Annotated in this window: 23 protein-coding genes; 11 read left to right on the forward strand and 12 right to left on the reverse strand. The window is 40.5% G+C overall.

Translation table 11 applies throughout. The annotated features are described in order from the left end of the window. Window positions 1–5: 5 nt before the first annotated feature. The gene (csdA, locus tag C9J41_RS16105) at window positions 6–1226 is read right to left on the reverse strand and encodes a cysteine desulfurase CsdA (protein ID WP_107261031.1); all 1221 of its coding nucleotides are present in this window, start codon (window positions 1224–1226) and stop codon (window positions 6–8) included. A gap of 363 nt (window positions 1227–1589) precedes the next feature. Here csdA and C9J41_RS16110 point away from each other — a divergent pair, with 363 nt between their 5' ends. Genes C9J41_RS16110 through C9J41_RS16130 form a run of 5 tightly spaced genes read left to right on the forward strand, consistent with a single transcriptional unit; the run spans window position 1590 to window position 5722 of the window. Beyond that, window positions 1590–2510, forward strand: a complete 921-nt coding sequence (locus C9J41_RS16110) for a transcriptional regulator GcvA (RefSeq protein ID WP_005371607.1) — start codon at window positions 1590–1592, stop codon at window positions 2508–2510. Then, window positions 2491–3168 (forward strand): alpha/beta family hydrolase, encoded by a 678-nt coding sequence (locus tag C9J41_RS16115; protein ID WP_107247510.1) that lies wholly within the window; start codon window positions 2491–2493, stop codon window positions 3166–3168. The genes C9J41_RS16110 and C9J41_RS16115 overlap by 20 nt, the downstream gene beginning before the upstream one ends. Before the next feature lie 25 nt (window positions 3169–3193). Next, entirely contained in the window at window positions 3194–3553 is a 360-nt protein-coding gene (locus C9J41_RS16120; protein WP_039872794.1) for a DUF423 domain-containing protein, read from the forward strand. Window positions 3554–3563: 10 nt separating this feature from the next. After that, window positions 3564–4649 (forward strand): 23S rRNA (cytidine(2498)-2'-O)-methyltransferase RlmM, encoded by a 1086-nt coding sequence (rlmM, locus tag C9J41_RS16125; protein WP_107207738.1) that lies wholly within the window; start codon window positions 3564–3566, stop codon window positions 4647–4649. Between the two features lie 56 nt (window positions 4650–4705). Next, window positions 4706–5722 (forward strand): hypothetical protein, encoded by a 1017-nt coding sequence (locus C9J41_RS16130; protein ID WP_107294789.1) that lies wholly within the window; start codon window positions 4706–4708, stop codon window positions 5720–5722. A gap of 67 nt (window positions 5723–5789) precedes the next feature. Here the strand turns inward: C9J41_RS16130 and xni are convergent, their stop codons facing one another. The 5 genes from xni to queF all read right to left on the reverse strand — a co-directional run bounded on the left by xni (window position 5790) and on the right by queF (window position 13209). Next, the gene (gene xni / locus C9J41_RS16135; protein WP_107207736.1) at window positions 5790–6563 is read right to left on the reverse strand and encodes a flap endonuclease Xni; all 774 of its coding nucleotides are present in this window, start codon (window positions 6561–6563) and stop codon (window positions 5790–5792) included. A 74-nt stretch (window positions 6564–6637) separates the two neighbouring features. Beyond that, the gene (gene ppnN, locus C9J41_RS16140) at window positions 6638–8011 is read right to left on the reverse strand and encodes a nucleotide 5'-monophosphate nucleosidase PpnN (RefSeq protein WP_107247513.1); all 1374 of its coding nucleotides are present in this window, start codon (window positions 8009–8011) and stop codon (window positions 6638–6640) included. A gap of 271 nt (window positions 8012–8282) precedes the next feature. Beyond that, window positions 8283–9842, reverse strand: a complete 1560-nt coding sequence (locus tag C9J41_RS16145; protein WP_107294790.1) for a GGDEF domain-containing protein — start codon at window positions 9840–9842, stop codon at window positions 8283–8285. A 123-nt stretch (window positions 9843–9965) separates the two neighbouring features. After that, window positions 9966–12245 (reverse strand): tetratricopeptide repeat protein, encoded by a 2280-nt coding sequence (locus C9J41_RS16150; RefSeq protein WP_107207733.1) that lies wholly within the window; start codon window positions 12243–12245, stop codon window positions 9966–9968. Window positions 12246–12360: 115 nt separating this feature from the next. Further along, entirely contained in the window at window positions 12361–13209 is an 849-nt protein-coding gene (gene queF, locus C9J41_RS16155; RefSeq protein ID WP_107247514.1) for an NADPH-dependent 7-cyano-7-deazaguanine reductase QueF, read from the reverse strand. Window positions 13210–13298: 89 nt separating this feature from the next. On the opposite strand from queF, the gene syd reads away from it, so the two are divergent. After that, window positions 13299–13853 (forward strand): SecY-interacting protein, encoded by a 555-nt coding sequence (gene syd / locus C9J41_RS16160; protein ID WP_107207731.1) that lies wholly within the window; start codon window positions 13299–13301, stop codon window positions 13851–13853. A 3-nt stretch (window positions 13854–13856) separates the two neighbouring features. Then, on the forward strand, window positions 13857–14633 hold the full coding sequence (locus C9J41_RS16165) for a Zn-ribbon-containing protein (RefSeq protein WP_107247515.1): 777 nt from the start codon (window positions 13857–13859) through the stop codon (window positions 14631–14633). A 38-nt stretch (window positions 14634–14671) separates the two neighbouring features. Here the strand turns inward: C9J41_RS16165 and C9J41_RS16170 are convergent, their stop codons facing one another. From C9J41_RS16170 to C9J41_RS16195, 4 genes are all read right to left on the reverse strand, one after another. Then, a complete protein-coding gene (locus C9J41_RS16170) occupies window positions 14672–14944 on the reverse strand; it encodes a hypothetical protein (protein ID WP_107207729.1) in 273 nt (90 codons plus the stop codon). 31 nt (window positions 14945–14975) lie between these two features. Beyond that, window positions 14976–15206, reverse strand: a complete 231-nt coding sequence (locus C9J41_RS16175; protein ID WP_005371635.1) for a DUF2789 domain-containing protein — start codon at window positions 15204–15206, stop codon at window positions 14976–14978. Between the two features lie 2166 nt (window positions 15207–17372). After that, the gene (locus tag C9J41_RS16190; protein ID WP_107207728.1) at window positions 17373–17687 is read right to left on the reverse strand and encodes a DUF3301 domain-containing protein; all 315 of its coding nucleotides are present in this window, start codon (window positions 17685–17687) and stop codon (window positions 17373–17375) included. Window positions 17688–17705: 18 nt separating this feature from the next. Continuing rightward, on the reverse strand, window positions 17706–18746 hold the full coding sequence (locus tag C9J41_RS16195; RefSeq protein WP_199187114.1) for a DUF3549 family protein: 1041 nt from the start codon (window positions 18744–18746) through the stop codon (window positions 17706–17708). 186 nt (window positions 18747–18932) lie between these two features. On the opposite strand from C9J41_RS16195, the gene C9J41_RS16200 reads away from it, so the two are divergent. The 3 genes from C9J41_RS16200 to C9J41_RS16210 all read left to right on the forward strand — a co-directional run bounded on the left by C9J41_RS16200 (window position 18933) and on the right by C9J41_RS16210 (window position 20538). Next, complete coding sequence (locus C9J41_RS16200; protein ID WP_107247517.1) at window positions 18933–19253, forward strand: YqcC family protein; 321 nt, start codon at window positions 18933–18935, stop codon at window positions 19251–19253. A gap of 9 nt (window positions 19254–19262) precedes the next feature. Next, the gene (gene truC, locus C9J41_RS16205) at window positions 19263–20000 is read left to right on the forward strand and encodes a tRNA pseudouridine(65) synthase TruC (protein WP_105060867.1); all 738 of its coding nucleotides are present in this window, start codon (window positions 19263–19265) and stop codon (window positions 19998–20000) included. A 91-nt stretch (window positions 20001–20091) separates the two neighbouring features. Next, the gene (locus C9J41_RS16210) at window positions 20092–20538 is read left to right on the forward strand and encodes a flavodoxin (protein ID WP_107207727.1); all 447 of its coding nucleotides are present in this window, start codon (window positions 20092–20094) and stop codon (window positions 20536–20538) included. 57 nt (window positions 20539–20595) lie between these two features. On the opposite strand, the gene glnD is transcribed toward C9J41_RS16210, so the two are convergent. Continuing rightward, window positions 20596–23217 (reverse strand): bifunctional uridylyltransferase/uridylyl-removing protein GlnD, encoded by a 2622-nt coding sequence (gene glnD / locus C9J41_RS16215; protein WP_107287841.1) that lies wholly within the window; start codon window positions 23215–23217, stop codon window positions 20596–20598. A gap of 127 nt (window positions 23218–23344) precedes the next feature. Continuing rightward, complete coding sequence (gene map, locus C9J41_RS16220) at window positions 23345–24184, reverse strand: type I methionyl aminopeptidase (RefSeq protein WP_107294791.1); 840 nt, start codon at window positions 24182–24184, stop codon at window positions 23345–23347. Between the two features lie 367 nt (window positions 24185–24551). On the opposite strand from map, the gene rpsB reads away from it, so the two are divergent. Continuing rightward, entirely contained in the window at window positions 24552–25280 is a 729-nt protein-coding gene (gene rpsB / locus C9J41_RS16225; RefSeq protein ID WP_005371655.1) for a 30S ribosomal protein S2, read from the forward strand. Window positions 25281–25312 lie beyond the last annotated feature (32 nt).

Genomic DNA, 25312 nt, shown 5'->3' on the forward strand with positions numbered 1-25312 from the left:
CCGCATTAAAGTAAATCACAAGCTTTATGTAGTGCAGTGATAAAGCGCTCTACATCTTGCTCGGTGTTATAAAGCGCTAATGATACGCGTAATGTTCCTGTTAAGCCTAGTGCATCAAGCATGGGATGTGCACAGTGGTGACCAGCACGCAGCGCGATATTTTGTTGATCTAATAGGGTCGCAATATCTTGATGGTGCACCCCATCAACGACAAAAGAGAATAAACTTGCCTTCGGTTGTAATCCTATAATACGTAAGCCATCAATATTTTTAATGCCTTCGATGGCTTTGTGGCGCAAGTTTTCAATATGTACTTCAGCGCCTTGTCTATCTAGTTTCTTGAGCCAATTAATTGCTGCGGCTAACGCTAAACATCCCGCTACATTTGGGGTGCCAGCTTCAAATTTACCCGGTAGTGCAGCGAAAGTTGTACCTTCAAAAGAGACTTTTTTCACCATTTTACCGCCGCCGTGCCAAGGTGGCATTGCTTCAAGTAGCGCTTGCTTGCCATAAAGAACGCCAATACCAGCTGGGGCATAAATTTTATGGCCTGAGAACACATAGAAGTCAGCATCAAGTGCAGTGACATCGATATCTTCATGAGCAATACCTTGTGCGCCATCAATTACAGCAATGGCGCTGTGCTGGTGAGCTGCGTGAATGATTTCTTCAATTGGGTTACGGGTACCCGTAACATTGGTAATGTGGGCGACTGCGACGATTTTTGTTTTATCCGATAGGAGCGAATAAAACGCATCTAGATCTAAAGTACAGTCATCGCGCATCGGGATTTTAATGACGCGTGCACCGGTTTCTGCCGCTATCATTTGCCATGGCACGATATTGGCGTGATGCTCTAATTCACTGACTAGAATTTCATCTCCTGCCGTTAGATTTGCGCGGGCATAAGTTTGAGCAATTAAATTTAATGCTTCTGTTGCGCCACGTGTCCAAATAATTTCTTTGCTGTGCGCTGCGCCAATGAAGTGTTGTACGGTTTCTCTTGCTTGTTCAAAGCGCAGCGTCGCATTTGCTGTGAGGCTATGACTGCCACGATGCACATTGGCATTATAACCACGATAGTACTCAGTGATTGTATCAATAACCACGGCTGGCTTTTGTGCGGTTGCTGCGCTGTCTAGGTACACTGGCGGTAATTCACCATCTGTGTGTTGCAAGGCAGGGAATTGAGCCAAAATAGTTGAGATATCAAATTGAGAGGTCATGGTTGTTCACATAGCTAAGATTGAACGAAGGATCATGCTAATAAATAAGTCAGAGAGCAAGTATTGATGGCTTTATATTGATAAAAAAATAGCACTGCGTTGGGGCGCAGTGCTAAAAATAGCTTTGACTTTATAGTCAAAAATACAGGAAATAAAGGATGGTTATTCCATCCGTCCGAAAGGATTCGGATAATATGCAAACACAACACGCAATATTGATTAAGCTGGTTAGCCAGAGGGCAAAGAACAGAGGATTAAATCAATATTGCGTAGAGATAATAGGGTTTCTCTAGTAGTTGAACAATGGACAATTTATAATGTTCAGGATTAAAAAAACTAATGCATTAAATGGTCGAGAAAAGTATGTCTAGACGTTTACCTCCGCTCAACTCATTAAAGGTGTTTGAGGCGGCAGCAAGACACTTGAGTTTTACTCGTGCTGCTGAAGAATTATTTGTTACTCAAGCCGCAGTTAGTCATCAAATTAAAGCGTTAGAAGAATTTCTAGGCTTAAAGTTATTCCGCCGTCGTAATCGTTCTCTATTGCTAACAGAGGAAGGACAGGGCTACTTTCTCGATATAAAAGATATCTTTTCAGCGATATCTGATGCGACTGATAAGGTCTTGGAACGTGGGGCTAAAGGTGCATTAACCATTAGTTTACCTCCTAGTTTTGCCATCCAATGGTTGGTACCACGTTTAACCGATTTTAATGAACAACACCCTGATATTGACGTGCGTATTAAGGCGGTCGATTTAGATGAAGGGTCGCTCACCGACGATGTCGATGTGGCGATTTACTATGGTCGAGGTAATTGGTCTGGCCTGCGTGCCGATAAATTATATCAAGAGTTCATGATGCCTGTTTGTTCGCCAATGCTGCTGACAGGGGCGAAACCGCTGCGCACATTAGATGATTTAAAACTACACACCTTGTTACACGATACTTCTCGAAAAGAGTGGAAGAATTATGTTCGTCATTATGACGTGCAAGGGGTTAACGTTAACCAAGGGCCTATTTTTAGTCACTCAACCATGGTGCTACAAGCTGCGGCTCATGGCCAGGGAATTGCGCTGGGAAATAATGTATTAGCGCAACCAGAATTAGAAGCTGGGCGCTTGGTGTGTCCATTTGATGAAGTGTTAGTGAGTAAAAACGCGTTCTATTTTGTTTGCCAAGAGCGCCAAGCTGATACTGGGCGAATTCAAATATTTAGAGATTGGGTGTTAGCCAAAGCACGTCGTGAACAAGAGGATATGCCTGATGTCGAACTTAGCCAGTGAATACATAATTAACGAACCTAAATCAGGTACCGCTGAAGCAACATTTTTGTTTGCTCATGGTGCAGGGGCGGGAATGGATCATGCTTTTATGATGGCAGTCGCTGAAGGTTTAGCACTGCAAGATATTCGGGTAGTACGGTTTAATTTTCCATATATGGTTAAACGTGCTGAAGATGGTAAAAAGCGACCGCCTGATCGCCAACCAAAACTCTTGATTGATTTTCAACGTCATATCGAAACCTTTGCAGGCAGTTCGTTAGTCATTGGCGGTAAATCAATGGGCGGTAGAATGGCGAGTATTATGGCAACAGAGGTTGCCGCTCAAAGCCCGGATGTAGAAAACTGCGCAGCGAAGGTGAAAGGCGTAGTGTGTTTAGGTTTTCCTTTTCATCCGCCGGGGAAACCTGAAAATTTTCGTGGTGATCATTTGGCGTCGATTACGGTACCCACATTGATCCTACAAGGTGAGCGAGACACGTTTGGTACTAAAGCAGAAATAGCACAATGGGCGTTTTCTCCCAATGTCGAGGTTGCGTTTCTTCCTGACGGTGATCATAGTTTTAAACCGCGAAAAGCCTCTGGTTTTACGGAAGCTAACAATATAGCAACTGCCATTGAGCGATTAGCGCGGTTTATTAAGGAGTGCTGTGGTGACTGAACCATTACAAAACCGAACGCGTTGGATGCTCTTTGTCGCGGCAATGAGTGGTGCATTAACGGTGGGGTTAGGGGCATTTGCTGCACACGGCTTAAAGCAGCATTTATCGCCTTATTTACTCGATGTATTTAAGACTGGCGTACAATATCAAGCGTGGCATACATTCGCGTTATTGGGTTGTGGAATATTGACACGCTTTTTGTCTTCAAAAGCTGTATCATACGCCGCTCTGTTTTTCACCCTTGGTATAATCTGTTTTAGTGGCAGTTTATATGCATTGGCATTAACAGGCATTAAGTGGTTTGGTCCCATCACACCGATGGGCGGAGTATGTTTTATTATTGGCTGGGTAATGCTTGCAGTAGCAGCCTGGCGTTCAGCTTGAGGGTTCCAACGTGAATCATGTTTTATTGTATTGTCGTCCTGGCTTTGAAAAAGAATGTGCAGGTGAAGTTCAAGACAAAGCAAATACGCTGGAATTGTTTGGTTTCCCTCGGGTAAAAAACAATTCAGGTTATGTGTTATTTGAATTTTATCAAGCAGGTGATGCGGATAAATTTATTCAGCTACAACCATTTTCACAGTTAATCTTCGCACGTCAAATGTTTGCGGCATCACAGATGTTAACGGATTTACCGGCTGATGATCGTATTTCTCCGATCTTAGAAGTGATTGGTGATGACTTCCCACGTTGTGGTGATCTCCGTGTTGAAACACCTGATACCAATGAAGCGAAAGAGTTATTAAAATTCTGTCGTAAGTTTACGGTGCCACTTCGTCAAGCAATGCGTAAGCGTGAGATTTTATACGCGAAAGATAACAACAAAAAGCCTGTGCTACATGTGTGTTTCGTCGCACCGGGTTGTTGTTTTGTAGGTTATTCATATACATCGAATAACTCACAGTTCTTTATGGGCATTCCCCGCTTAAAATTCCCAGCAGATGCGCCAAGTCGCTCAACGTTGAAATTAGAAGAAGCATTTCACGTATTTATTCCTCGCCACGAGTGGGATGAGCGTTTAGCGCCAGGTATGTGGGGGGTTGATTTAGGTGCTTGTCCTGGTGGTTGGACATATCAATTGGTGAAACGCTCGATGTTCGTTCACGCGATTGATAATGGCGCAATGGCACAAAGCTTGATGGATACAGGTCAAGTTAAATACCATGCCGTTGATGGTTTTAAATTTGAGCCAGCACGTAAAAATGTTACGTGGATTGTTTGTGACATGATTGAAAAGCCAGCGCGTGTGGCTCACTTAATGGGTGAGTGGTTAATTAAAGCGTGGGCAAAAGAAGCGATCTTTAACTTAAAACTACCTATGAAAGGTCGTTATGATGAAGTGCTTCAAGATATTGAAAACCTGAAAGTATTTCTTATTCAAAATGGTGTGAAGTTCAAGCTACAGGCTAAGCATTTATACCATGATCGCGAAGAGATTACGGTTCACATTCAGCGTCTAGATACACGCTCTCCACACTAAAATAGATTCAAAAGATAAGCCAATTTTGCTTGGCTTATCTTTTATTGGGGATATTTATGACCAAAGAAACCTCACATAAAACAAATTTAGTCTTTTTTTATTCAGAGGGTGCTCCCAATGATAATGCTTTAGACTTATGTGAAAATAAGCAGTTAGTGCTAGATGCCGCGAAAGATCATGTTGATAATATTAGTTACTACACGCCTAAAAAGTTAAGAGATCTTGGATTTGAAGGTTATGTAAGAGAATATGATAGTTCTGGTTTAGTCTCTCAAAACCCTGGAATATCTAAAATTGGTTTTTGTGCTTGGCGTCCACTTATTTTATTGCTTGAAATGGAAAGGATGAATGAAGGTGATATCTTAATTTACCGTGATTCTAATATTCTTAAATATAGAAAGCTATCTAATTATAATGATATTAAAAATATTGCGGAGCAATGTTTAACATTATGTGGGTTTGATTTTTTTATTCCTCATCATGATTCTTTAATAAAAAACCGAGAATTAACTAAAACAAATATTATTAGAGAACTCGGAGAGGATAACTTTTTTTCATATGAATACCCTGCACTGCAGGCTGCGTTTATTGTAATAAGAAAATCGGAAGCCTCCATACAGTTGTTACAAGAGTGGCTTGACGCGTGTAGTAACGAAGAGTGGATAAACGGTAAACAGTATGGTGAGTTAGATTCGCAATTTCACCACTCTACACCTGAACAAGCAATACTGAGTATAATAATTGCAAACTGGGTAAGGAAAGGAATTCACAATATACCTGTGACTTACCCTTTAATATCTATTAGAGCAGGTAGAGATATAAATAAGATTACTTTTAGAACCGACTTTTTATATCTAACTATTTTAAATAAAAGTAATGCTGAGTATATTAATCTACCCAGCTATATAAATAAAAAAAATATTAAAGGGTTACTTGAATTTTCAAGTACATTAATATCAAATTTTCTTTTAAAGAAAAATTACGAAATATTAAAATCATATAATAAGATTAAACCTAGCAAAAGTATCAATGATAAAATTATCTCTCTTAGAGAAAAGCTGGGTAAAGAATAATAATTCTTTAATCATAAGCTATCACATATTATTAATATGATAGCTTATGATATTTAGTATGTTTTATTTATTGTGGCATGATATAACGAATATCTTGTAGGTTAAAACCTAACTCTAAATCAGTTTTTAAACTTGATACCGCTTTACTTGCAAGTGCCACATCGTGGTGACCATCAATTTTCTTTTTCCATTTAGCAGGCAGATCATTTGCTGCCAAAATAGTTTCTAGCGTTGGGTATAGGTTGAGTAACTCTACAGCGGCTTTAGGACCGATACCTGCAACACCAGGGATCTTACTCGAACTTATCCCAGCAAGTCCCCAATAATCCGTTAGCTTATCTGGCGCTACGCCATATTCCTTTTCAATAAAAGCACTATCGAGCCAGCGTTCTTGGAAGTAATCACGAATGCGCAGCGTCGGTTGTAATAACTGGCAGTAACCTTTATCCGTTGAAATGATGGTGACTTGCTCACCACGAGAGGCGACTTTTAGCGCAAGGGTGGCGACGAGATCATCGGCTTCATCACCATCAGAGAGCAGTGAATCAATGCCTATCTCCATAAAGGCATCTTGAATAATATCCATTCCTGTCATGAGTTCATCAGGCATGGGTTTTCTTCCTTCTTTGTAGTGAGGAAGAAGTTCAGCTCGCCAGCCACGATCATCACCATGATGATCGAATACTGCCACAATATGGGTTGGTTGGCTGATCTTGATGATTTTTTTCAGTGCTCGACAACAAGTCTCAGCTGTCGCTTTTACATCAGGTTCACCGGGACGAGCCGCATGAACACGACGAATGAGATTAAGAGCATCAATAACAACAAGGTGGATAGCCATAAACAAATTCTTTGTAAATAAAAAGGAGCACTAAAGCTCCTTATTGTACGCAATTATAATCATCGATGTTGTGATTATTTTGTTGCTTTATTGGCTGTTATAATTTCATAACAGGGTTCATATTTGCTGCCGGGTAACTTCATTCGTTGCTGTTTAACGAAATCTTGTAACAGCTTATCCATCCGATCCATTAAATATTTATCACCATCAATTTTGAAGCGGCCATGGCGTTCAATTTCATGAATACCTTCTTCTTTGACGTTACCTGCGACAATGCCAGAGAAAGCACGGCGAAGGTTGGCTGCCAGTTTATCAACGGGTTGATCCATATGCAGATCCAAATTTGCCATTGCTTCATGAGTGGGGGCAAAAGGCATCTGAAATTCTGCAGGGATCTTGAGTGACCAATTAAAGCAGTAAGCATCTCCGATTTCTCGACGATGTTCTTTAACTTTGGTCATGGCGGTTTTCATAACTTTTGCGACTTGTTCAGGATCGTCAATGATGATCTGATAATGCTTGGTTGCTTCTTCGCCTAAAGTATTCTGAATAAAATCATCAAGCGTACGGAAGTAATCTTCACTTTCTTTAGGCCCTGTTAATACTACCGGCATCGGTTGTTCGGCATTTTCAGGCTGCATCAGCACCCCTAGAATATAGAGCAATTCCTCCGCAGTACCAGCGCCGCCCGGGAAAATAATAATACCGTGTCCAACGCGAACAAAAGCTTCTAGGCGCTTCTCAATATCAGGCAGAATGACTAATTCATTAACGATTGGGTTTGGTGGCTCTGCGGCAATAATTGAGGGTTCCGTTAACCCTATAAAACGACTGCTGCCATAACGTTGCTTCGCATGACCGATAGCAGCGCCTTTCATTGGCCCTTCCATTGCGCCAGGCCCACAACCGGTACAGACATTGAGCTCACGAAGACCAAGTTCATTACCCACTTCACGGGTGTATTGGTATTCAGTAGGGTTGATAGAGTGACCGCCCCAACAAACAACAATATTGGGATCTTCACCAGCATGAAGGGTACGAGCATTACGCAATAAGCTAAAGACAAAATCAGTGATGTGTGGCGCACTACTAAGATCTATATCGTTACGACGAGCAACATGCATATCGACATAAATAATATCGCGCAATACTGAGAACATATGCTCTTGAATACCCGTAATGATCTTACCATCGACAAACGCATGCTCAGGTGGGTTGACCAACTCTAACTTGATACCACGTTCGCGACGTTTTAGGTTGATATCAAAATCTTTGTTTTTTTCTAATAGCTCTTTTGAGTTATCGGTATGGCTACCGGAATTCAGTACTGCCAGTGAACAGTTACGATATAGGCGGTATAAGTCACTGGAAGCGGTTGCTTTTAAGCTATCAACTTCTATTTGGGAAAGCAGGGACATAGCCCCAACAGGACTGATATGTGTGATCATAGTAACCTCCCTGGAAACAATGAAAGCTCAGTTTGGTTCTTGCTATATGCGAAAATCAAGCAGAGTATGTTGATGATTTTGAGGTTATTCCCCCATCAGGTATCTACGATAGAAGGTGTTTGGAGGAAGCACTAAAATAGTGTTTGTTTTTATTACCATACACAGTGAATATGCATTTGACTAGATGTTAATAAAAAAAATCAGACGTCTGTTTTCACTATCATATTACGTTTTAAGAAAGGTATTTAAGCAAAAGTGTTTGCTTAGCGTTTTAAGAGATCCAAATTAAGCGATTAGTGCCAGCACTTTTTGCGCTTGCTAATGCTTTTACGGTTCGCTCGATAACAACATGATGGTCATCATTACCTTCAAATAAGGTCGCGCCGATAGAGACCGAAATAGACAGGTTTTGGTCTTTAAATCGGAAGGGGAGTTGGCTGATAGCCTCTCGAATATTAGCAAGCTTTTTATTGCGAGTTTGTTCATCACAATCTGGCATGATAAGCATAAATTCATCGCTGCTAAAACGTGCTAAATAATCCGTGTCAGATAAACATTGTTGAATTTTTTTAGCGATAATTTTTAATGCTTTATCACCAGCAAGGTGACCAAATTTATTGTTGATCTCACCGAAACTATCAACATCAATAAGCGCAACAGGTAGTGCATATTCATAACGTTTCCAGTTGTGATATTCATGCTCAATACGATCCATAAATGCATTACGGTTATAGGCTAGAGTTAATGAGTCTCGTAGCATGCTTTGTTCTTGATCATGCAGACGTTGACGATAATTATGGGTTTGTTGGATCAACTGTTGAATTTGTTTTTCGTTATGTTGCTGTTGCTCAATCAGTGCTCGCTCTCGTTCTTGAAGTGCGATATTTCTTTCAACAATGCTGTCTATCTCGTTTGCAGCAGCATGAAGCGTTGGACGTTTATCTTCAAGGTTGGCGTTATCAGATAAGCTTATTTTTAGTTGTTGGGTAACCTGTGATAATTCGTTATCCAACTCGCTTCTGTGTTGATGTAATATGTGCGATTTGTCTGCAGTTTGATGGGTATCTTTGTGCAGTTCGGCTAAGTCACTATTAATATTATTAAGAAAGCTTTGTGAAGCTTGGCGTTCATACAACGTGGCATCTAATATCAAACGCAATACTTGGAACTGAATTTTTGTCAGTTGTTGAGTATCAAGCTCGTTGTAAAGTTGAGATTTGATCTCAATCAGCTGATTACCATGCTCACCGTTAAAATCTATTTCAGTAATAAGATGTTGTAACTCGGCAACTAGCTCTAGATGATGTGTCGACTTTTCTACAACGTCTGCTGGATGGGTAACTTTGGTCGCAGAACCTAGTTTTATCGTTCGCTCATAAAGTTCTAACAAACGTAAAATACGGCGATGGTTGTCGAGTAAAACACCTGAGTCATGGTTCAGTACGGCGCGTAGATCACGTCGTAACTGAACAGGTAAATCACGGTGGCGAGAAAGCGTTTCTCCCGCTTGATGAATTTTTTGATTTAAACGTAGATTCTGTTTATGAACAATATCCGCTTGTTGATTAACTAAACGTTCAATAACAGCTAAGCGAGGGATAAGTTTACTGATATCTGTCGGTTGTTCTAACTCGTGACGAATACTTTCTAAACGCTCATCGAGTTCAGAATTTATTCCTTTACAAGCGATAACTAATCGTGTGATGAGGCGTTTTAAGATCACGATTTCACGGCGTGACTTTAAAGAGGCATCACGATAAGAAAGTTGAGCTTGATCTAAGCGTTGCTTCAAGTTACTCACTTCAGAAACAACCGAATTAATATCTGTCACAGGATTACGTATTCATCATTAGCATTAATATCTATCTTCTTCATTGAGCGTTTATTACCTCAATCCCTTAAATTTACACGTATCTCAACTATTTTCGACATTAAAAAAAAAAGCTTGAGTAACTTAACTTACATTTATGTCAGTACTGTGATCATTATTCCAGATAATATCGGATTTGGATGAGCTTCGTACTTTCACTAGCCCTTTATCAATGCCTTCAATGCAAGATCGACGAATGTCACCACAGACAAAGCTGGCTGCCGGTGCGGCATCGATAGCGCATAAATGTACCCAATGGCTACCCGGTTCGCTGTCATTCATTTTCACTCCCGCATTGACTGCCATCAATAAGATATCAATAAGCTCTTGATCATTAATCGCCGTATAAGCGCGGGGCAAGAATGGGTACTCTGCCATACCGATTTGAATATCATTATTGAGATTGTTTTTAAGCGCATAGTTATCAACAAGTTGCTGTAATGAATCCGCTAATTGTTTAGGATCGCAACTTAACCGTGCGTTCGGCTCTATATATAAGAACATGGCATCGGAGAAGTGATAGATCCTCGCCGGTTCTAACACTTGTTCTTGTAAATACAAACCAAAGGCCTTTTCGGCATCTAAGCCTTGCTTATAGCCTTGCTCTAAGTAAATTCGCTTTAAACAAGAGACTTCAAATAACGCAAAGCGTAATCGGTCACTTAGCGGTTCATTGATGATTTCACCTAAGTGCCACTGCTCAAAGTTAGCACTACTTTGCTGAAGTGAATTTGCTAAACGTGCATTGAGCATCCGTAAATTACGTAGACCACTACGGGGATGGGTATAATAATCCGTTCGCAGTTGCGCTAGTTGTTGTTTAAGTTGTTTATTCAGATGTTGGCGGCGAAGTAATAGCAGAAGCATAAAGGCTAAAACCCCAATTAAAACCATGGTAATTTTTTGCTGTTTATATAAGGCTTTTTCACTTTCAAATTGTTCACGCTCCATCTCTTCAAGCTTAAGCGAGCGTTCCATCATTTTTTGTTGTTGTTTAAATACTTCAACATTACTTCTTGCAATACTTTCTTGTTGGCCAGCATATAACTGTTCATAGCGGCGCTGACTTAATAACGCGTTGTAGTAATCATTTTGTTTTTCAAAGGCCTCAGAAAGAATGGATTCACCCAGGAGTTGTAATTTGACCGCGCCAATACGACTGGCTGAAATTAAACCTGCTTGAAGAGAGGTTACCGCATCATCGAGTTTGTTTTCAGCAAGCTCTAATTGACCTTGTAATATTTGGCTTTCAGCTACAATGTTTTCATTACCGGTTTGTAGCGCTAAGTTACGTGCCTGTACGATATAAGCTTCTGCTTTGGTGTAGTTGTATAAATGCAAATACACGCGAGCAATATTTAGACGTAACCGTGCAGAGCGAACATCGTGGTCAAGTTGGTTTTCTTGATCTAGCGCGTTGAAATAGTGAACCAGCGCTAAGTTATAACGCCCTTGTTGTTCATAAATAGAAGCAATTAATGTTAATGTCTTAGCTAGTTGCTGACTGCGCTTATAGCGCTCGAAAAACTCCCCCGCTTGGGTGGCATGATCGAGTGCTTTATCAAATACTTTTCGTTCATCAAATAATTCAGCTAAATAATAGTTAGCTTGGGCTATTTGTCCTTGATCATCCGTTTCTACCGCTAGCCAATAACCACTAAGTAGACGATCGAGTGCCATATCATAGTGGTGATGCTTTAAATAATGTTGCCCCAGTTTCAATTGGTAATTAATGAGCTCGTCTTGATCATCTAATGCCACTAAATAACCTTTGGCTTTGATATACAGTTTTTCTGCTTTTTCATCAGCACCAATACTTGATTCAATGTTGGCACGTAACATTAATGAACGATATTTAAGGACTTGAAGTTGCTTCGTTAGCTTGAGTGAGGGAGCTTTACGACTTTCAGTATCAATATTATCGAGCATTTTTAATGCAGTAGTGCTATTGCGAAGGTTTTCCCAATAGAATGTAGCTAGCAATAACTGGCTTTCATATAAAGGATAAATAAGGTGATGTTCAGTTGCGATTTTTTCAGCTTTTTTGATAACACCAATAGCTTGTTCTGAACGTTGTAAAATCGAGAGCGCTTTAGCTTGAATTTGGAGTGCATTCACCGTATTTAATGGTGTTCGGATAGTATGATCACTTTCTTCATTGATATGCACTCTAGCTGGGTCTTGAGGTTTACTTAAGCGACGTTGGCTAAGGTATTTTTGGGTGATAGAAAGTGCTCGCTCAGGCTGACTAAGTAGCAAGCTGTTAGCTTCAGAAAGCATCGGGACGGTGTAGGTTTTTGCTTGCAGGCTGAAAGAAATTGAGAACACAAAGAGAGCAGTGCAAAGCAAACGGCGAAAAAACATATCATCCCAATACAACAAAAAAAGAATAGGGTTGATTTTACTGGCTTAAGGCATCAAGTCCAGCAAAGACAGGTTTTTTGCTGGACTTAATGTTGATTTCGCTAACAGAGTCTAATTACTGGCGAGCGAGACGGAAGTTGTCGCTAGGTGATTTACCCATATTGGTACGATAAGGGTTAATATCTAAGCCACCACGGCGTGTATAACGTGCATATACCGTCAATAACTCGGGTTTACAGTATTTCATAATATCACTGAAAATACGCTCAACACATTGCTCATGGAATTCATTGTGATTACGGAACGAAACGACATAACGTAGCAATTTTTCACGATTAATACGTTTGCCTTTATAAGCAATACGAACACTGCCCCAATCAGGCTGGTTGGTGATCAGACAGTTTGATTTTAATAAATGGCTATGTAGGATTTCTTCTACTTCTTCCTCCTCGACACCATTTTCAAGTAGTGCAGGGTTGAAGTCATAATCCTCAATTTCGATATCTTGATCATCAATACAAGTACCAAAGAAGTTCACGATAGGTTGTTCGCTAAAATCTTCTAACGGTTGAATCGTGACATCAACATCAGCACCTGCACAACGTGACAGATCAATCTGCAGTGTGTCTGCGATACCTTGCCAACTTTCAAATCGTGTTTGATTAAAGCTATTAAGGTAAAGCTTGAAAGATTTAGATTCAATCAAGTTTGGACTTGAAGCTGGTAGACGTACTTCACCAATGGCAACTTGTGGTAGACCTTTGCTATTTAACCATGACAATTCGTACAACGTCCAAATATCATAGCCAGTGAAAGGGAGTGCATCATCACTAATATTGAGATCAGTACGGTTTAGGCTTCTCGGCACTGCTTGTAGTAGCGATGGGTCGTACTGATCTTTATACTCTGTGGTTTTACCAAGGGTTAAACCAGCTAATTCTTTAGCGTCTTTATATTTACTCATACTGTCTATGACACTCTTGGATTAGAATTGATAGTCCGTAAAAACGGTTTTCAAGTCTAAAGTTTACTGAATCTTTAATGAGGTTGCGAATGAATCATCCAGTTACCTGTGCTTTATCTGATTTTTCTTCTCGTTATTTGCAAGCATGGTGTGATGCAGATCGCGGTTTTCCAGAAAGTCAGGATCTTGTTGGCTTAGATTCACCTTGCGTTGTTCATGACTCTGGCGATGCTGTGACATGGAAACCTGAACTAAGAACCCCAATGGGGCGTTTAGACGGGGTTGAAAAAGGCATTGAACTGACATTGCATGACGATATTCATGCGTTTTACTGCTCACAGTTTAGTGGTGATATGCAGGCAAAATTTGGTGATATTGAGTTGGATTTACTACAAGCTTTTAATGAAGATGATATAGATCGTTTACAACAAAATATTTTAGGCCACTTAGTAACACAACGCCGTTTAAAACTAAAGCCAACCGTCTTTATTGCCGCATTAGAAGCTGAGTTTGAAGTGATCTCTATCTGTAATTTAACGGGGAATGTCTTACGAGAAACGCTAGGTAAAGATATTCGTGAAGTGTTAGCGGTTAATGTTGAAGAGTTCTTAACTCAGTTAACCCCCGTAATAATAGAGGAATAAATAGTGTACGTTGTAGAGTTACAGTTTGAGTGTTTTGATAATACAACGCTATCACGTGTGGATCGTGCCATTAATGGATTAATGGATGATTTACGTTATAACGGTCAAGTGCTAGGACGTGAGTTTCCGATTACGATTGATGATGGGATTTTTCGTGTACGTGCCGTATGCCCTGAAAAAGACAGTCTGCATCCCAAGTACAATAGTGAACAAGTGACACGTTGCATTGAAAAGTTGAGTGATGCTTGTTTACTGACACCAAAAATAAAAGTGTTAGGTGTTGATTTAAACTCAGAAGCGGCAGCTGAGCAGAGTAAGCCATCATGGCAAGTGCTTTATACAACTTATGTACATACATGTTCGCCGTTACGTAGTGGTGATTCATTATTGCCGATCCCACTCTATCAGACAGGCGCCCATCTTGATGGTGATTATAAAGCACTGGTTAAATGGCAAACAGAATGGCAAGCCTTTGATGAAATTCAGATGGCAAATAAGAGCCAAGCTGCAATAAAAGTGGCACTAGATGAAATTGGTGAGGTTGATAGTGAACTATTTTCTCGTGGTGAGAAATTACGTGAACAGATCGAATCAACAACCCAGATCCCTACTTATTACTACCTCTATCGTGTGGGTGGAGAAAGTCTCGAGAGTGAAATAAACCGAACATGTCCTAAATGTGATAATGATTGGCGTGTAGAGGATCCTTTACATGGTTTATTTCATTTCAAGTGCGATAAATGTCGATTAGTTTCAAACCTATCGTGGAACTATCAATAATATAAAAGGCTCCTGATTTGATCAAAGGAGCCTTGTTATTATTGCTGAGCTTCTAATTTAGCTAAGCGAGTTGAAAGTGTGATGATTTGTTGTTCGAGTTGAGTGATGCGTTCATCAGCGGTAAGCGCTTTGGTTTGCTTTTCAATCGTTGGCACTTTGGCATTTTTTTTCCATGCTTGAAGCGCTTTGATAATAACCGGGATCGGTAGAGGGCTCGCTAATCGTGACTTTATTAATGCAACAGAAGGCTCTTTTCCCTCTGAGATTAAAGAATTAATTGCGTTTTCTAATTCTTGGGTAATTGTCGACATTGTTTTAAGTATCCTACATATAACAACGCATTTACTTTCTCAGTAAAGCATCAAGTTGATCAATCACTTCGCACCAGTCAGCATCTTGTTCTTGGCATTCCTTTATAAATCGACGTTGTATAACTGAGAAAAAAGGTGCTTCAGCAATATTCTGATGTTGGGCTAGCTGATGTTGGATGATAAATGATTGTATAAACTCATCTGAATTATTAAGTCCTAATTGGCTGAATAAATGAGATAAATTGTGCTGAAATTGTTCCATCATCGCTTCCTCATAATCATGACCGAGATATTAAGCAAAGTATAGTGTATTCAAACTGTCTTTTTTACTATTCCTGTTGTGAGAGATCGCTTACAACAGCGTGAGAAAACAATCCTACAAACATAATACTTATCGTCACTTAACTTTTTATCTTATTGATTTTAAATACCTTATTTATTGATATTTATTTTATCAAAAAATGTTTTATAAATAATTGCTAGCGCTTTATTGTTTAAAAAAGCAAATCGCGTAATCTTATTGGTGTCGGAAGGAACTGACGGAACGGAACAGGAATATACTACAGGATGTAGTGGTCTCAGGATGAGAGGTTGATAGGCTAGGATGGTTTATCAAACAAGGACTGTGAAGGGAACACTCTAGGATAGAGTTCGGTAAGCAGGATGTTTACCAGTCAGGATGACAAAAGGAACACTTCAGGACGAAGTAAAGGACACCTCCAGGAAGGAGAAGAGAGTCATAACAGGATGTGGTGACGGGTTAGGATAACCAAAGGAACAACTTCAGGACGAAGCGCAAGGACAATGCTGAAGGAATCGGCAGTCAAAGGAATGAGGCAGGGAGCACTATAGTGGCGGGAATGCTGCAAGTAAGACCTAAGGGCGTGGCGAAAGTCACGCCCTCTCTTTTTGTTTAAAGGAAAATATCTTTGTTCCTTTTCCTCCTATTTATACTGAAAGTTGTTTTTATAGCGTAACGTATATGTCGATTTATGCGTAAAAAGATTAAATATAAAAGAATATTTCAGTTTTTATGTCGTTAATCTCTTGTTTCGTTGTGCGAGATCTCTTACAAAGGCGTAGGATATCTGTCGTTTAAGCAGTGTTTGATGTCTTCATTATGCTGTTAAGTGTATGATTATTATTGCCTTATTTTTTTGTGACTGTTTGGTTTATTTTTAATAGAAAATAAATGTATTTCGGTGTCTGTGTTTATTAAGGTGATTGGCGTAATATTAATGGTGTCGGAAGGAACTGACGGAACGGAACAGGAATATACTACAGGATGTAGTGGTCTCAGGATGAGAGGTTGATAAGCTAGGATGGTTTATCAAACAAGGACTGTGAAGGGAACACTCTAGGATAGAGTTCGGTAAGCAGGATGTTTACCAGTCAGGATGACAAAAGGAACACTTCAGGACGAAGTAAAGGACACCTCCAGGAAGGAGAAGAGAGTCATAACAGGATGTGGTGACGGGTTAGGATAACCAAAGGAACAACTTCAGGACGAAGCGCAAGGACAATGCTGAAGGAATCGGCAGTCAAAGGAATGAGGCAGGGAGCACTATAGTAGCGGGAATGCTGCAAGTAAGACCTAAGGGCGCGACGAAAGTCGCGCCCGCTCTTTTTTATGCCTTTCTAACTTTTCATATCTCTTTTTTATACTTCTTTTAATGCGTTAATCTCACATTCAACGCCTCTCTTCTCTCTATTTTGTCTTTATTTTTATGCTTTATCGCTTTTTATCTATTCACTTTGTAAGAGATCTCTTACATCACTGTGGGATTAATTCTTTTTTTTAATCGTAAAAATAGTAATTGGAAATAGATTGTTATTTAAGATCAATTAGTTAGATTGGCGGTTGGCGATTTAATAAAGAGTCTTTATTTTTCATAATCTATATATGTGTTGTTCATGATTACTAATCTAGTAATATCTACCTTGTCGAAAGGGAACGGCATTAGGAAACGGAACAGCTAAGGATTAGCTACCTCAGGATGAGGATAGATAGCGGAGCTATCTAACAAGGATTGTGCAGGGAAAACTACAGGATGTAGTGAGGTAAATAGGATATTTACTGGTCTGGATGACATGGAACACTTCAGGATGAAGTTTAGGGATAGCGCTCTAGGATGGAGTAAGTGGAACACTCTAGGATTGAGTAGGGATTAATCTTCATTGATGAAGTCAGGAACAGCTTTAGGATGAAGTAAAGGACACCTCCAGGACGGAAGAGAGAGTCAATATTGGAATATTGATGGGTCAAGGAACTACCGAAGAGCAACTCTAGGATAGAGTTTGGAGCTACACTGGGGATTTAAGTATATCAAGGATTGATGGCAAGGAGCACCATAGTAGCGGGAATGCTGCATGTAAAGCCATAGGGCGCAACGAAAGTTGCGCCCGTTCTTTTTATCACTATAAAAAATTAATACTCTTCACCCTCAGGAAGACGATGAGGGGGAATATAAAAATGGCTTGCTCTAAGTCGCTTCATTTCTAAATAACCTTGATAGGCATCATGCCCGTCGGCAGAGAACTCAAAGACAAAGATAGTACGCCATCCCCATTCTCCACGATGATCTTTGATTTTATGTGTTCCTCTCGCAAAGCTCAGTAATTGCAGTCCCATATTTTTACAGCGTTGCTCTATAAAATATTGCGCTAGCTCTGTTTGTCGTCTTTGCTGCCAAAATAAAAAACCGATGATCGCGATAAGCAGTATTCCGAATAAATTGTCCAAATTTTTATTCCTATTCTCTTATTGCCCACGAGCATGTTGCTGTAATTTCTCAATCGCGGCGACTAAAGCAGGTTCAGCTTGACCATGTAATACTTGAAGCATGGTGCCGCGTAATACAGGAAGCATAACTAAATCTGCAAATAATTGATTGAACAGTGCTTGATCGTTTGTTTCAGCAAGGCGTAATAAAAATCTTGCAGCGTTGTCTGTTGTTAATAGCCCCGACCAGCATCGACCAGCAATAGCGATTAACACTTCACGATGACACAATTCAGGTTGGGCTAAAATACTTTCAAGAGCAAGGTTTAAGATTTTGCTATCACTGCCAGATATTGCACGGATCAACGCTGAAACTAAAAATAGATCCGGATCTTGACTATTGATTTCAGCACTTAAATGTTCACTGATACGAGTACTTAAAGGATCGGGTAATGAACAGTGCTCTAAGCAGCCAAGCAAGGCATAAAGTGGTGTCATTGGAAGGTTTGCAATTGCTTTACGAATAAAGGTAGCATTATTTTCTTGCTTCATTCGCGCACAAATATCGGCAATGCCTTGTAAACCAACACCTTGCCACTGTTGCCAATCTAATTTACCGGATAAATATTGCTGAGCATGTTCGTAATATTGGCTTGCTGGTAAATCCAATTGATGACGGATCTGGGCGTGAAAAATAGCCATCTTGTCATCGGTGGGTTTAAACGTGTAAGGATTAGCCGCTAGCTTTTCTTGTTCTTCTTCTGTCGGCTCGCTATTAAGTGTTGCGCCCATCGCTTCAATCACATACTTAATAAAATCACCAACAGCTGCTTGTTTTAATAAGCCACGCTCATCGAGTGGTAATCGAAGAAACCAGATCCACGGTGTATGTTGAGGTTGCCAAAAAGAAATAGCTAAATGCGCATGTTGCTGTAATGGCCATGGATAAGGCTGGCGATTTTCTTCGACAGCTTTAAATTGTGAAACATCAATTTCATTCACACGGCGGCCGAGATCAAAAATGTTGTATTGGCAGCCTGCATTATCAAGTAATTGGGTCAGGGTATGAAATTTATCCATGGTCATATCTGTGCTCCTAAGTCAGAAAGTCAGTATAACTTTTGCGGTGAGCCAAGCATACCTATTAACTAAAGGATTTATATTGGGTAGGCTAAAGGTTTCATAACCGCGATGCTAAGACGCTTGAATTACTTGGGGCATCTCGTTTCAAGTGCTATTCTGCGCGGCTTACTATCAGGGGGGAAGATGGATAAATATCATCATAGTCAACGTTTACTTGAAGAATTAGAGTTGGTACTACGTCAACATTCTCATTGGCAGTTAACGCCTCCTGATGAGCCGTTACTTACAAGCACCGAACCATTTGCAATTGATACATTAGATTGCCACCAATGGTTACAATGGATTTTTATTCCCAAATTCGGACAACTGATTGCTTTACAATTACCGTTACCAGCACAGTTTGAGATTAGTCCTTATATTGAAGAAGCAATGAAAGAAAAAGTAGGGGTTAACGATATTTTATCGGTCACACGTCAGCTAGATTTACTATTTAAACAACACTGAGTGAATGTAATGGAACTTGAAATTTTATATCGCGATGACTATTTGATTGCGGTTAACAAGCCTGCCGGTATGTTGGTTCACCGTTCATGGCTAGATAGTCATGAGACTGTTTTTGTGATGCAAACATTGCGAGATCAAATTGGCCAGCATGTCTTTCCATTACATCGTTTAGATCGCCCAACATCGGGTGTTTTGTTGTTTGGATTATCCAGTGAGATTGCATCACAAATGATGCCACTTTTTGCTGGGCGCGATATGCATAAAACGTATCATGCCGTGGTGCGTGGTTGGATAAAAGAAGCGGCAGTGCTCGATTATCCGTTGAAGGTTGAGCTTGATAAGATCGCTGATAAAAATGCATCAGAAGAGAAAGAAGCACAACCAGCTGTAACGGCTTACGAGCCATTAGCAACGGTTGAAACAGATATTGCGGTAGGGCGCTACTCAACCAGTCGCTATTGTTTAGTTGAAATGAAACCAGAAACTGGGCGGAAGCACCAGCTACGTCGACATATGCATCATTTAAGTCATCATATTATTGGTGATGTAAATCATGGTGATGGACGCCATAACCGTATGTTCCGTGAACATTATGATTGTCACCGTTTAATGCTGCATGCATCAAGATTACAATTTGATCACCCGATCACAGGTGATTCTATTGATATTCGTGCAGATATTGATGAGACGTGGCGTAAAGTCATGACTGCGTTTAATTGGTCCCCCAATCTATTAGTGCGAGACTAATTGAAGTTTAATTATATCGGATCATAGTGCTTGATTTTTAAGCTTATCATTGCCACATTGGTGATAGTTTATAGTGGCAATGGAGGGCATTATGGCTCGATTAGGTATTTTTATCGGATCTGTTTATGGTGGTGCGGAAGATCTGGCAGAAGCATTAGCAGAGAGTGCGACGTCAATTGAAACGCAGGTCTATTTTGACCCCACGCTAGATGATTTTCTTGATTACAAAGATGATAATGTACTGATCATTTCATCGACAACGGGACAGGGTGAGATCCCTGAAAACTTGTTACCGCTTTATGTTGCACTGCAAGATCAATTCCCTCTTTTACCTCAACAGCAATTTGGTGTGATAGCGTTAGGGGATTCAAGCTATGGTGAAGATCGCTTTTGTGGTGCTGGGCGTCAATTTGATGCGTTATTAGTGGAGTTAGGCGCTAAACCTGTACAAGATCGCCTTGATATTGATGCGGGCATCCATTTTGAGCCGTTAGATGTCGCTAAAGGTTGGTTTGACACCTTTATTGCACAGATATAAAAGAGAAAGCCTGCAGTAATTGCAGGCTTTGTTATTTTTACCCTAATACGTTATCGGTTATGCGTGTTGATTGATTGTGCGTATTAGCGACGCTTCCAATACTTCTTGCTGCTCAACGCTAAGATTACAACCTTGATCATTAACCAGAATAAAGAAGTCCTCAGCGCGCTCACCAATCGTGGTTATTTTTGCCGCTTGCAAACTAATATTGTGTTCGGCAAATACAGCTCCCACTTTGGCTAATAATCCTGGCATGTCTAACGCAACTAATTCCATCATCGTTTTCTTGCCTGTTTTGGTCGGTAGAAAACTGACTTTAGTTTTTACATTAAAGTGTAATAGCTTACGTGGTGCTCGACGGATTTTTCGTTCAGATTTCATCACGGTTAACGCTTTGGTTAACGTGCGTCGAATAGTGGTATGACGGTTTTCATTGATTGCTTTACCGTTAGGATCTAACACCATAAAGGTATCAAGTGTGTAACCATCTTTACTATTCATTATTTGCGCGTCATGGACACTTAAGTTCTTTTTATCTAGCTCTGAAACGACGATAGCAAAAAGCTTGGCTTTATCTTTGCTATACACGAATACCTCAGTACCGCCACGGGTTGCTTTTTTACTGAGTAAGATGAGCGGTTTGTCATGATCGTGCGTGAGTAATGCTTCAGCATGCCACGCCAGTTGTTTGTGGGTATGGCGAAGAAAGTAATCAGCTTTAAAGCGTTGCCATAACACTTCAATTTCTCGTGGCTGAAAACCTTTACTACGTAGCATAGCAGAGGCTAATTGTTGATTGTGACGAATACGGTCACGCACATCTGGTGTATTTTCTAAACCGCGACGTAATGCTTTTTGGGTTGAGTGGTAAAGCTCGGAGAGGAGAGTGCGCTTCCAACTGTTCCATAAGTCTTGGTTCGTGGCACAGATATCAGCAACGGTTAAGCAGACTAAATAGTCCAGACGTTCTTCATCTCGCACTTCTTTAGCAAATTCAGTGACCACTTCGGGATCGTAAATATCGCGACGTTGTGCGGTTACTGACATGAGGAGGTGTTTTTTAACTAACCATGAAACAATATTTGCTTCTGGTCGTGATAGCCCATGTTGGATACAAAATTCATAGGCATCGACAGCACCGAGTTCAGAGTGATCGCCTTTTCGACCTTTGGCGATATCGTGAAAAATAGCCGCTAGAATTAATAATTCTTTCTTAACTATGCGGGGATAGATCTCACAGCAAATCGGGTGACGTTGTTGATTTTCTGGATCGCTAAATTTATTCAGGTTTTTGATCACACGAATACTGTGTTCATCGACGGTATAAACGTGGAATAAATCAAATTGCATTTGCCCAACAATGTGGCTCCATTGCGGTAGATAAGCGGATAACACGCCGTGACGATGCATCAAGCGAAAGGCTTTTTGCAAGGCGTTGGGTTGTCGGACCAACTCCATGAACTTTTCACGAGCGGTTGGGATTTCAATTAGGAAGAGATTCAGTCGCCGACGGGCGGTGCGAAGTTGACGCAGTGTTGGCGCCGCAATACCTTCAATCTCAGAGTTTTTAGCAACATGAAGGAACATATCTAAAATAGTTTCAGGGCGAGCTTGGAATAGCGCTGGCTTGGTGGCTTCAATTAAATGCCCCCTAATTTGAAAGTCTTCATCAAGTACCGTGGGTACGGTATCTTTTGGTTGAGTAATAATCGCTTGTTCAAATAGCTGTAGTAGCATTTTATTGAGTTCGGCTACTCGACGAAGCGTACGGTAGAACTCTTTCATCATCATTTCAACATGGCGATTACCTTCACCTTGATAACCTAAGTTGTTAGCCACTGATGCCTGATGATCAAAAGTAAGGCGATTATCATAACGACGAAGTTCGATATGTAATGCAAAGCGAATTCGCCACAGCTCATTTTGACATTCAACCAGTTCACGATACTCAGCATCAGTTAAAAAACCATGGCGACTCATTTCAAATAAGCTGGTGGCGCCAAAGTGTCGGCGTGCAACCCAACTTAAAGTATGAATATCTCGCAGTCCGCCAGGGCTAGATTTTATATCAGGTTCTAAATTGTAGGTGGTATCGTGATAACGAGCGTGACGTTTTTTTTGTTCTTCTAACTTGGCTTTATAAAACGTATGACTTGGCCAGAATGCGCCATCATTAATGGATTCAATAAGGTGATTATAGGTGCCTTTATTGCCGCATAAATAACGGGCTTCGGTTAAGTTTGTTGCAACGGTTAGGTCATTTTTGCCTACATCAATACATTCAGCAACAGTACGGACACTTTGTCCTACTTCTAATCGAAGATCCCACAGTAGCGTAATAAATTCACTGACTTTAGTGCCAATCTCATCGCTAATGGGTTGTTCACTTAAAATTAAAATATCGACATCCGAAAGGGGATGAAGCTCACCACGGCCATAACCACCGACGGCAACAAAAGCTAAATCTGATTGCTGTGAAAATCCATAAAAATGCCATAAACGTTGTAGTAGTTGATCTATATAGTTACTGCGAGCGGTAACTAGATCGGCAATAGGGACATGCTGAAAAAAACTTTCTTTTTGTTGTTCTGCAAAGGTGGTTAATGCATTACGTAAATTATCGAGGGTGATGTCTTGATCAAGGTAACGATCAAGTTGAAGAGAGAGGGTATCTGTCATGGCAGTCCGTGCTATTGCTAAATCTTATCTTTACTATAACGACTACCAGTGAGGAACAACATGTATAGGGAGAAAAAAACCGACACAGAAGGTCGGTTTTTATGATCGTGTTAACGAAGTCGGTATGTTATGCGTTATGCATAACGCGTGGAAGTGTCTCTTCTGTACGAAGTGTTAAAATTTCACAACCATCTTTTGTCACTAGCAGGGTATGTTCCCACTGTGCTGATTTCTTACCATCGACAGTGTAAACAGTCCAACCGTCTTGATCATCAGATTCACAACCGAATTTACCAGCGTTGATCATTGGCTCGATAGTGAAACACATGCCTTCTTTTAGTACGGTACGATCGCTGTTTTTGTAGTGAACTACTTGTGGTTCTTCGTGGAACTCATTTCCGATACCGTGACCACAGTAATCTTTAACAATAGAGAAACGGCTATTACCAGATTTGATAAACTTCTGAATAGCGGTACCAATATCACCGACACGAGCACCTGGTTTTACTTTTTTAATGGCTAAGTAAAGGCTTTCTTGTGCCACTCGACATAGACGCTTGTCTTCAAGTGATACTTCACCTACTTCAAACATTTTTGATGTATCGCCATGGTAACCATCTTTAATAACGGTTACGTCGATATTAATAATGTCACCATCTTTTAGCACTGCAGGCTTAATGTACTTGCCATTTGCTTCTGGTACTTCTTCATCAGTTAGTGCTGGAATACCATGACAGACTACGTGGTTAATTGAAGTACAGATTGATTTTGGAAAACCATGATAATTCAGTGGTGCTGGAATAGCTTGCTGATCTTTAGTGATGTAGTCATGACAAATACGGTCAAGCTCTTCTGTAGTTACACCAGCTTTAACGTAGGGTTCGATCATTTCTAGCACTTCAGCAGCCAAACGGCCCGCAACGCGCATTTTTTCAATTTCTTCAGCCGTTTTGATCTTAATGCTCATATAATCGTCTCTATTTGTATGTTTTGCTATAACACTATATTACCAGTCGCTTAGGGCTAATGGAAAGATAAGATTCATTCTCATAACCAGATTTGACTAGATTTAGCGCCTAAATATGTGGTATAAAGCGCGCCGTGATCGGTAATTTTGTTTCTTTCGATAACATATGTTTTTGCGTAAGCACTAATATTAGATACGAAGGTGCGACTTGATTGAGTCACACATACTTATTTTATTATTCACACATATCGACACATCTGCCGGGGTGCTCGGTTACCTAATAAGGTAACAATAGCTTTATATAGTTATTATCGGGTCGGTTTTAAGATGGGATATGTGGACGCCTAACCCCATAGAGGATTATTCAATGGCAACTGTATCAATGCGCGACATGCTTCAGGCTGGTGTACACTTTGGTCACCAAACTCGTTACTGGAACCCAAAAATGAAGCCATTCATTTTCGGCGCTCGTAACCGTGTACACATCATCAACCTAGAAAAAACTGTACCAATGTTCAATGCAGCACTAGCTGAAATTGAAAAAATTGCAGCTCGTAAGGGTAAAGTTCTTTTCGTTGGTACTAAGCGCGCAGCTAGCGAATCAATCAAAGAAGCAGCAATCAGCTGTGATCAGTACTACGTAAACAACCGTTGGTTGGGTGGTATGTTGACTAACTGGAAAACTGTTCGTCAATCAATCAAGCGTCTTAAAGATCTTGAAGCTCAATCTACTGATGGTACTTTCGACAAGCTAACCAAGAAAGAAGCGCTAATGCGTACTCGTGAAATGGAAAAGCTTGAGAAGTCACTAGGTGGTATTAAGAACATGGGCGGCCTACCAGACGCAATGTTCGTAATCGGCGCTGACTGTGAGCACATCGCAATCAAAGAAGCTAACAACCTAGGTATCCCAGTATTTGCTGTTGTTGATACTAACTCTGATCCAGACGGCGTTGACTTCGTTATCCCAGGTAACGATGACGCAATCCGTGCGATCCAGCTTTACACTGGTGCTGTAGCTCAAACTGTTAAAGAAGCTCGTAACCAAGATATCGCTGTTCAAGCTGAAGAAGACGGTTTCGTAGCTGAAGCTTAATAAGTACTTGTTACTTACCGAGCCTCTTAAGT

This window comes from Photobacterium sp. GB-50 (assembly GCF_003026755.1).
Lineage (GTDB): Bacteria > Pseudomonadota > Gammaproteobacteria > Enterobacterales > Vibrionaceae > Photobacterium.

Bases quoted from the DNA above. Each gene is read 5' to 3' on its own strand.
- csdA (WP_107261031.1), bottom strand. From the start codon at position 1,226: ATGACCTCTCAATTTGATATCTCAACTATTTTGGCTCAATTCCCTGCC.
- C9J41_RS16110 (WP_005371607.1), top strand. From the start codon at position 1,590: ATGTCTAGACGTTTACCTCCGCTCAACTCATTAAAGGTGTTTGAGGCG.
- C9J41_RS16115 (WP_107247510.1), top strand. From the start codon at position 2,491: ATGTCGAACTTAGCCAGTGAATACATAATTAACGAACCTAAATCAGGT.
- C9J41_RS16120 (WP_039872794.1), top strand. From the start codon at position 3,194: ATGCTCTTTGTCGCGGCAATGAGTGGTGCATTAACGGTGGGGTTAGGG.
- C9J41_RS16130 (WP_107294789.1), top strand. From the start codon at position 4,706: ATGACCAAAGAAACCTCACATAAAACAAATTTAGTCTTTTTTTATTCA.
- xni (WP_107207736.1), bottom strand. From the start codon at position 6,563: ATGGCTATCCACCTTGTTGTTATTGATGCTCTTAATCTCATTCGTCGT.
- ppnN (WP_107247513.1), bottom strand. From the start codon at position 8,011: ATGATCACACATATCAGTCCTGTTGGGGCTATGTCCCTGCTTTCCCAA.
- C9J41_RS16150 (WP_107207733.1), bottom strand. From the start codon at position 12,245: ATGTTTTTTCGCCGTTTGCTTTGCACTGCTCTCTTTGTGTTCTCAATT.
- queF (WP_107247514.1), bottom strand. From the start codon at position 13,209: ATGAGTAAATATAAAGACGCTAAAGAATTAGCTGGTTTAACCCTTGGT.
- syd (WP_107207731.1), top strand. From the start codon at position 13,299: ATGAATCATCCAGTTACCTGTGCTTTATCTGATTTTTCTTCTCGTTAT.
- C9J41_RS16170 (WP_107207729.1), bottom strand. From the start codon at position 14,944: ATGTCGACAATTACCCAAGAATTAGAAAACGCAATTAATTCTTTAATC.
- C9J41_RS16175 (WP_005371635.1), bottom strand. From the start codon at position 15,206: ATGGAACAATTTCAGCACAATTTATCTCATTTATTCAGCCAATTAGGA.
- C9J41_RS16195 (WP_199187114.1), bottom strand. From the start codon at position 18,746: ATGGATAAATTTCATACCCTGACCCAATTACTTGATAATGCAGGCTGC.
- C9J41_RS16200 (WP_107247517.1), top strand. From the start codon at position 18,933: ATGGATAAATATCATCATAGTCAACGTTTACTTGAAGAATTAGAGTTG.
- truC (WP_105060867.1), top strand. From the start codon at position 19,263: ATGGAACTTGAAATTTTATATCGCGATGACTATTTGATTGCGGTTAAC.
- C9J41_RS16210 (WP_107207727.1), top strand. From the start codon at position 20,092: ATGGCTCGATTAGGTATTTTTATCGGATCTGTTTATGGTGGTGCGGAA.
- glnD (WP_107287841.1), bottom strand. From the start codon at position 23,217: ATGACAGATACCCTCTCTCTTCAACTTGATCGTTACCTTGATCAAGAC.
- map (WP_107294791.1), bottom strand. From the start codon at position 24,184: ATGAGCATTAAGATCAAAACGGCTGAAGAAATTGAAAAAATGCGCGTT.
- rpsB (WP_005371655.1), top strand. From the start codon at position 24,552: ATGGCAACTGTATCAATGCGCGACATGCTTCAGGCTGGTGTACACTTT.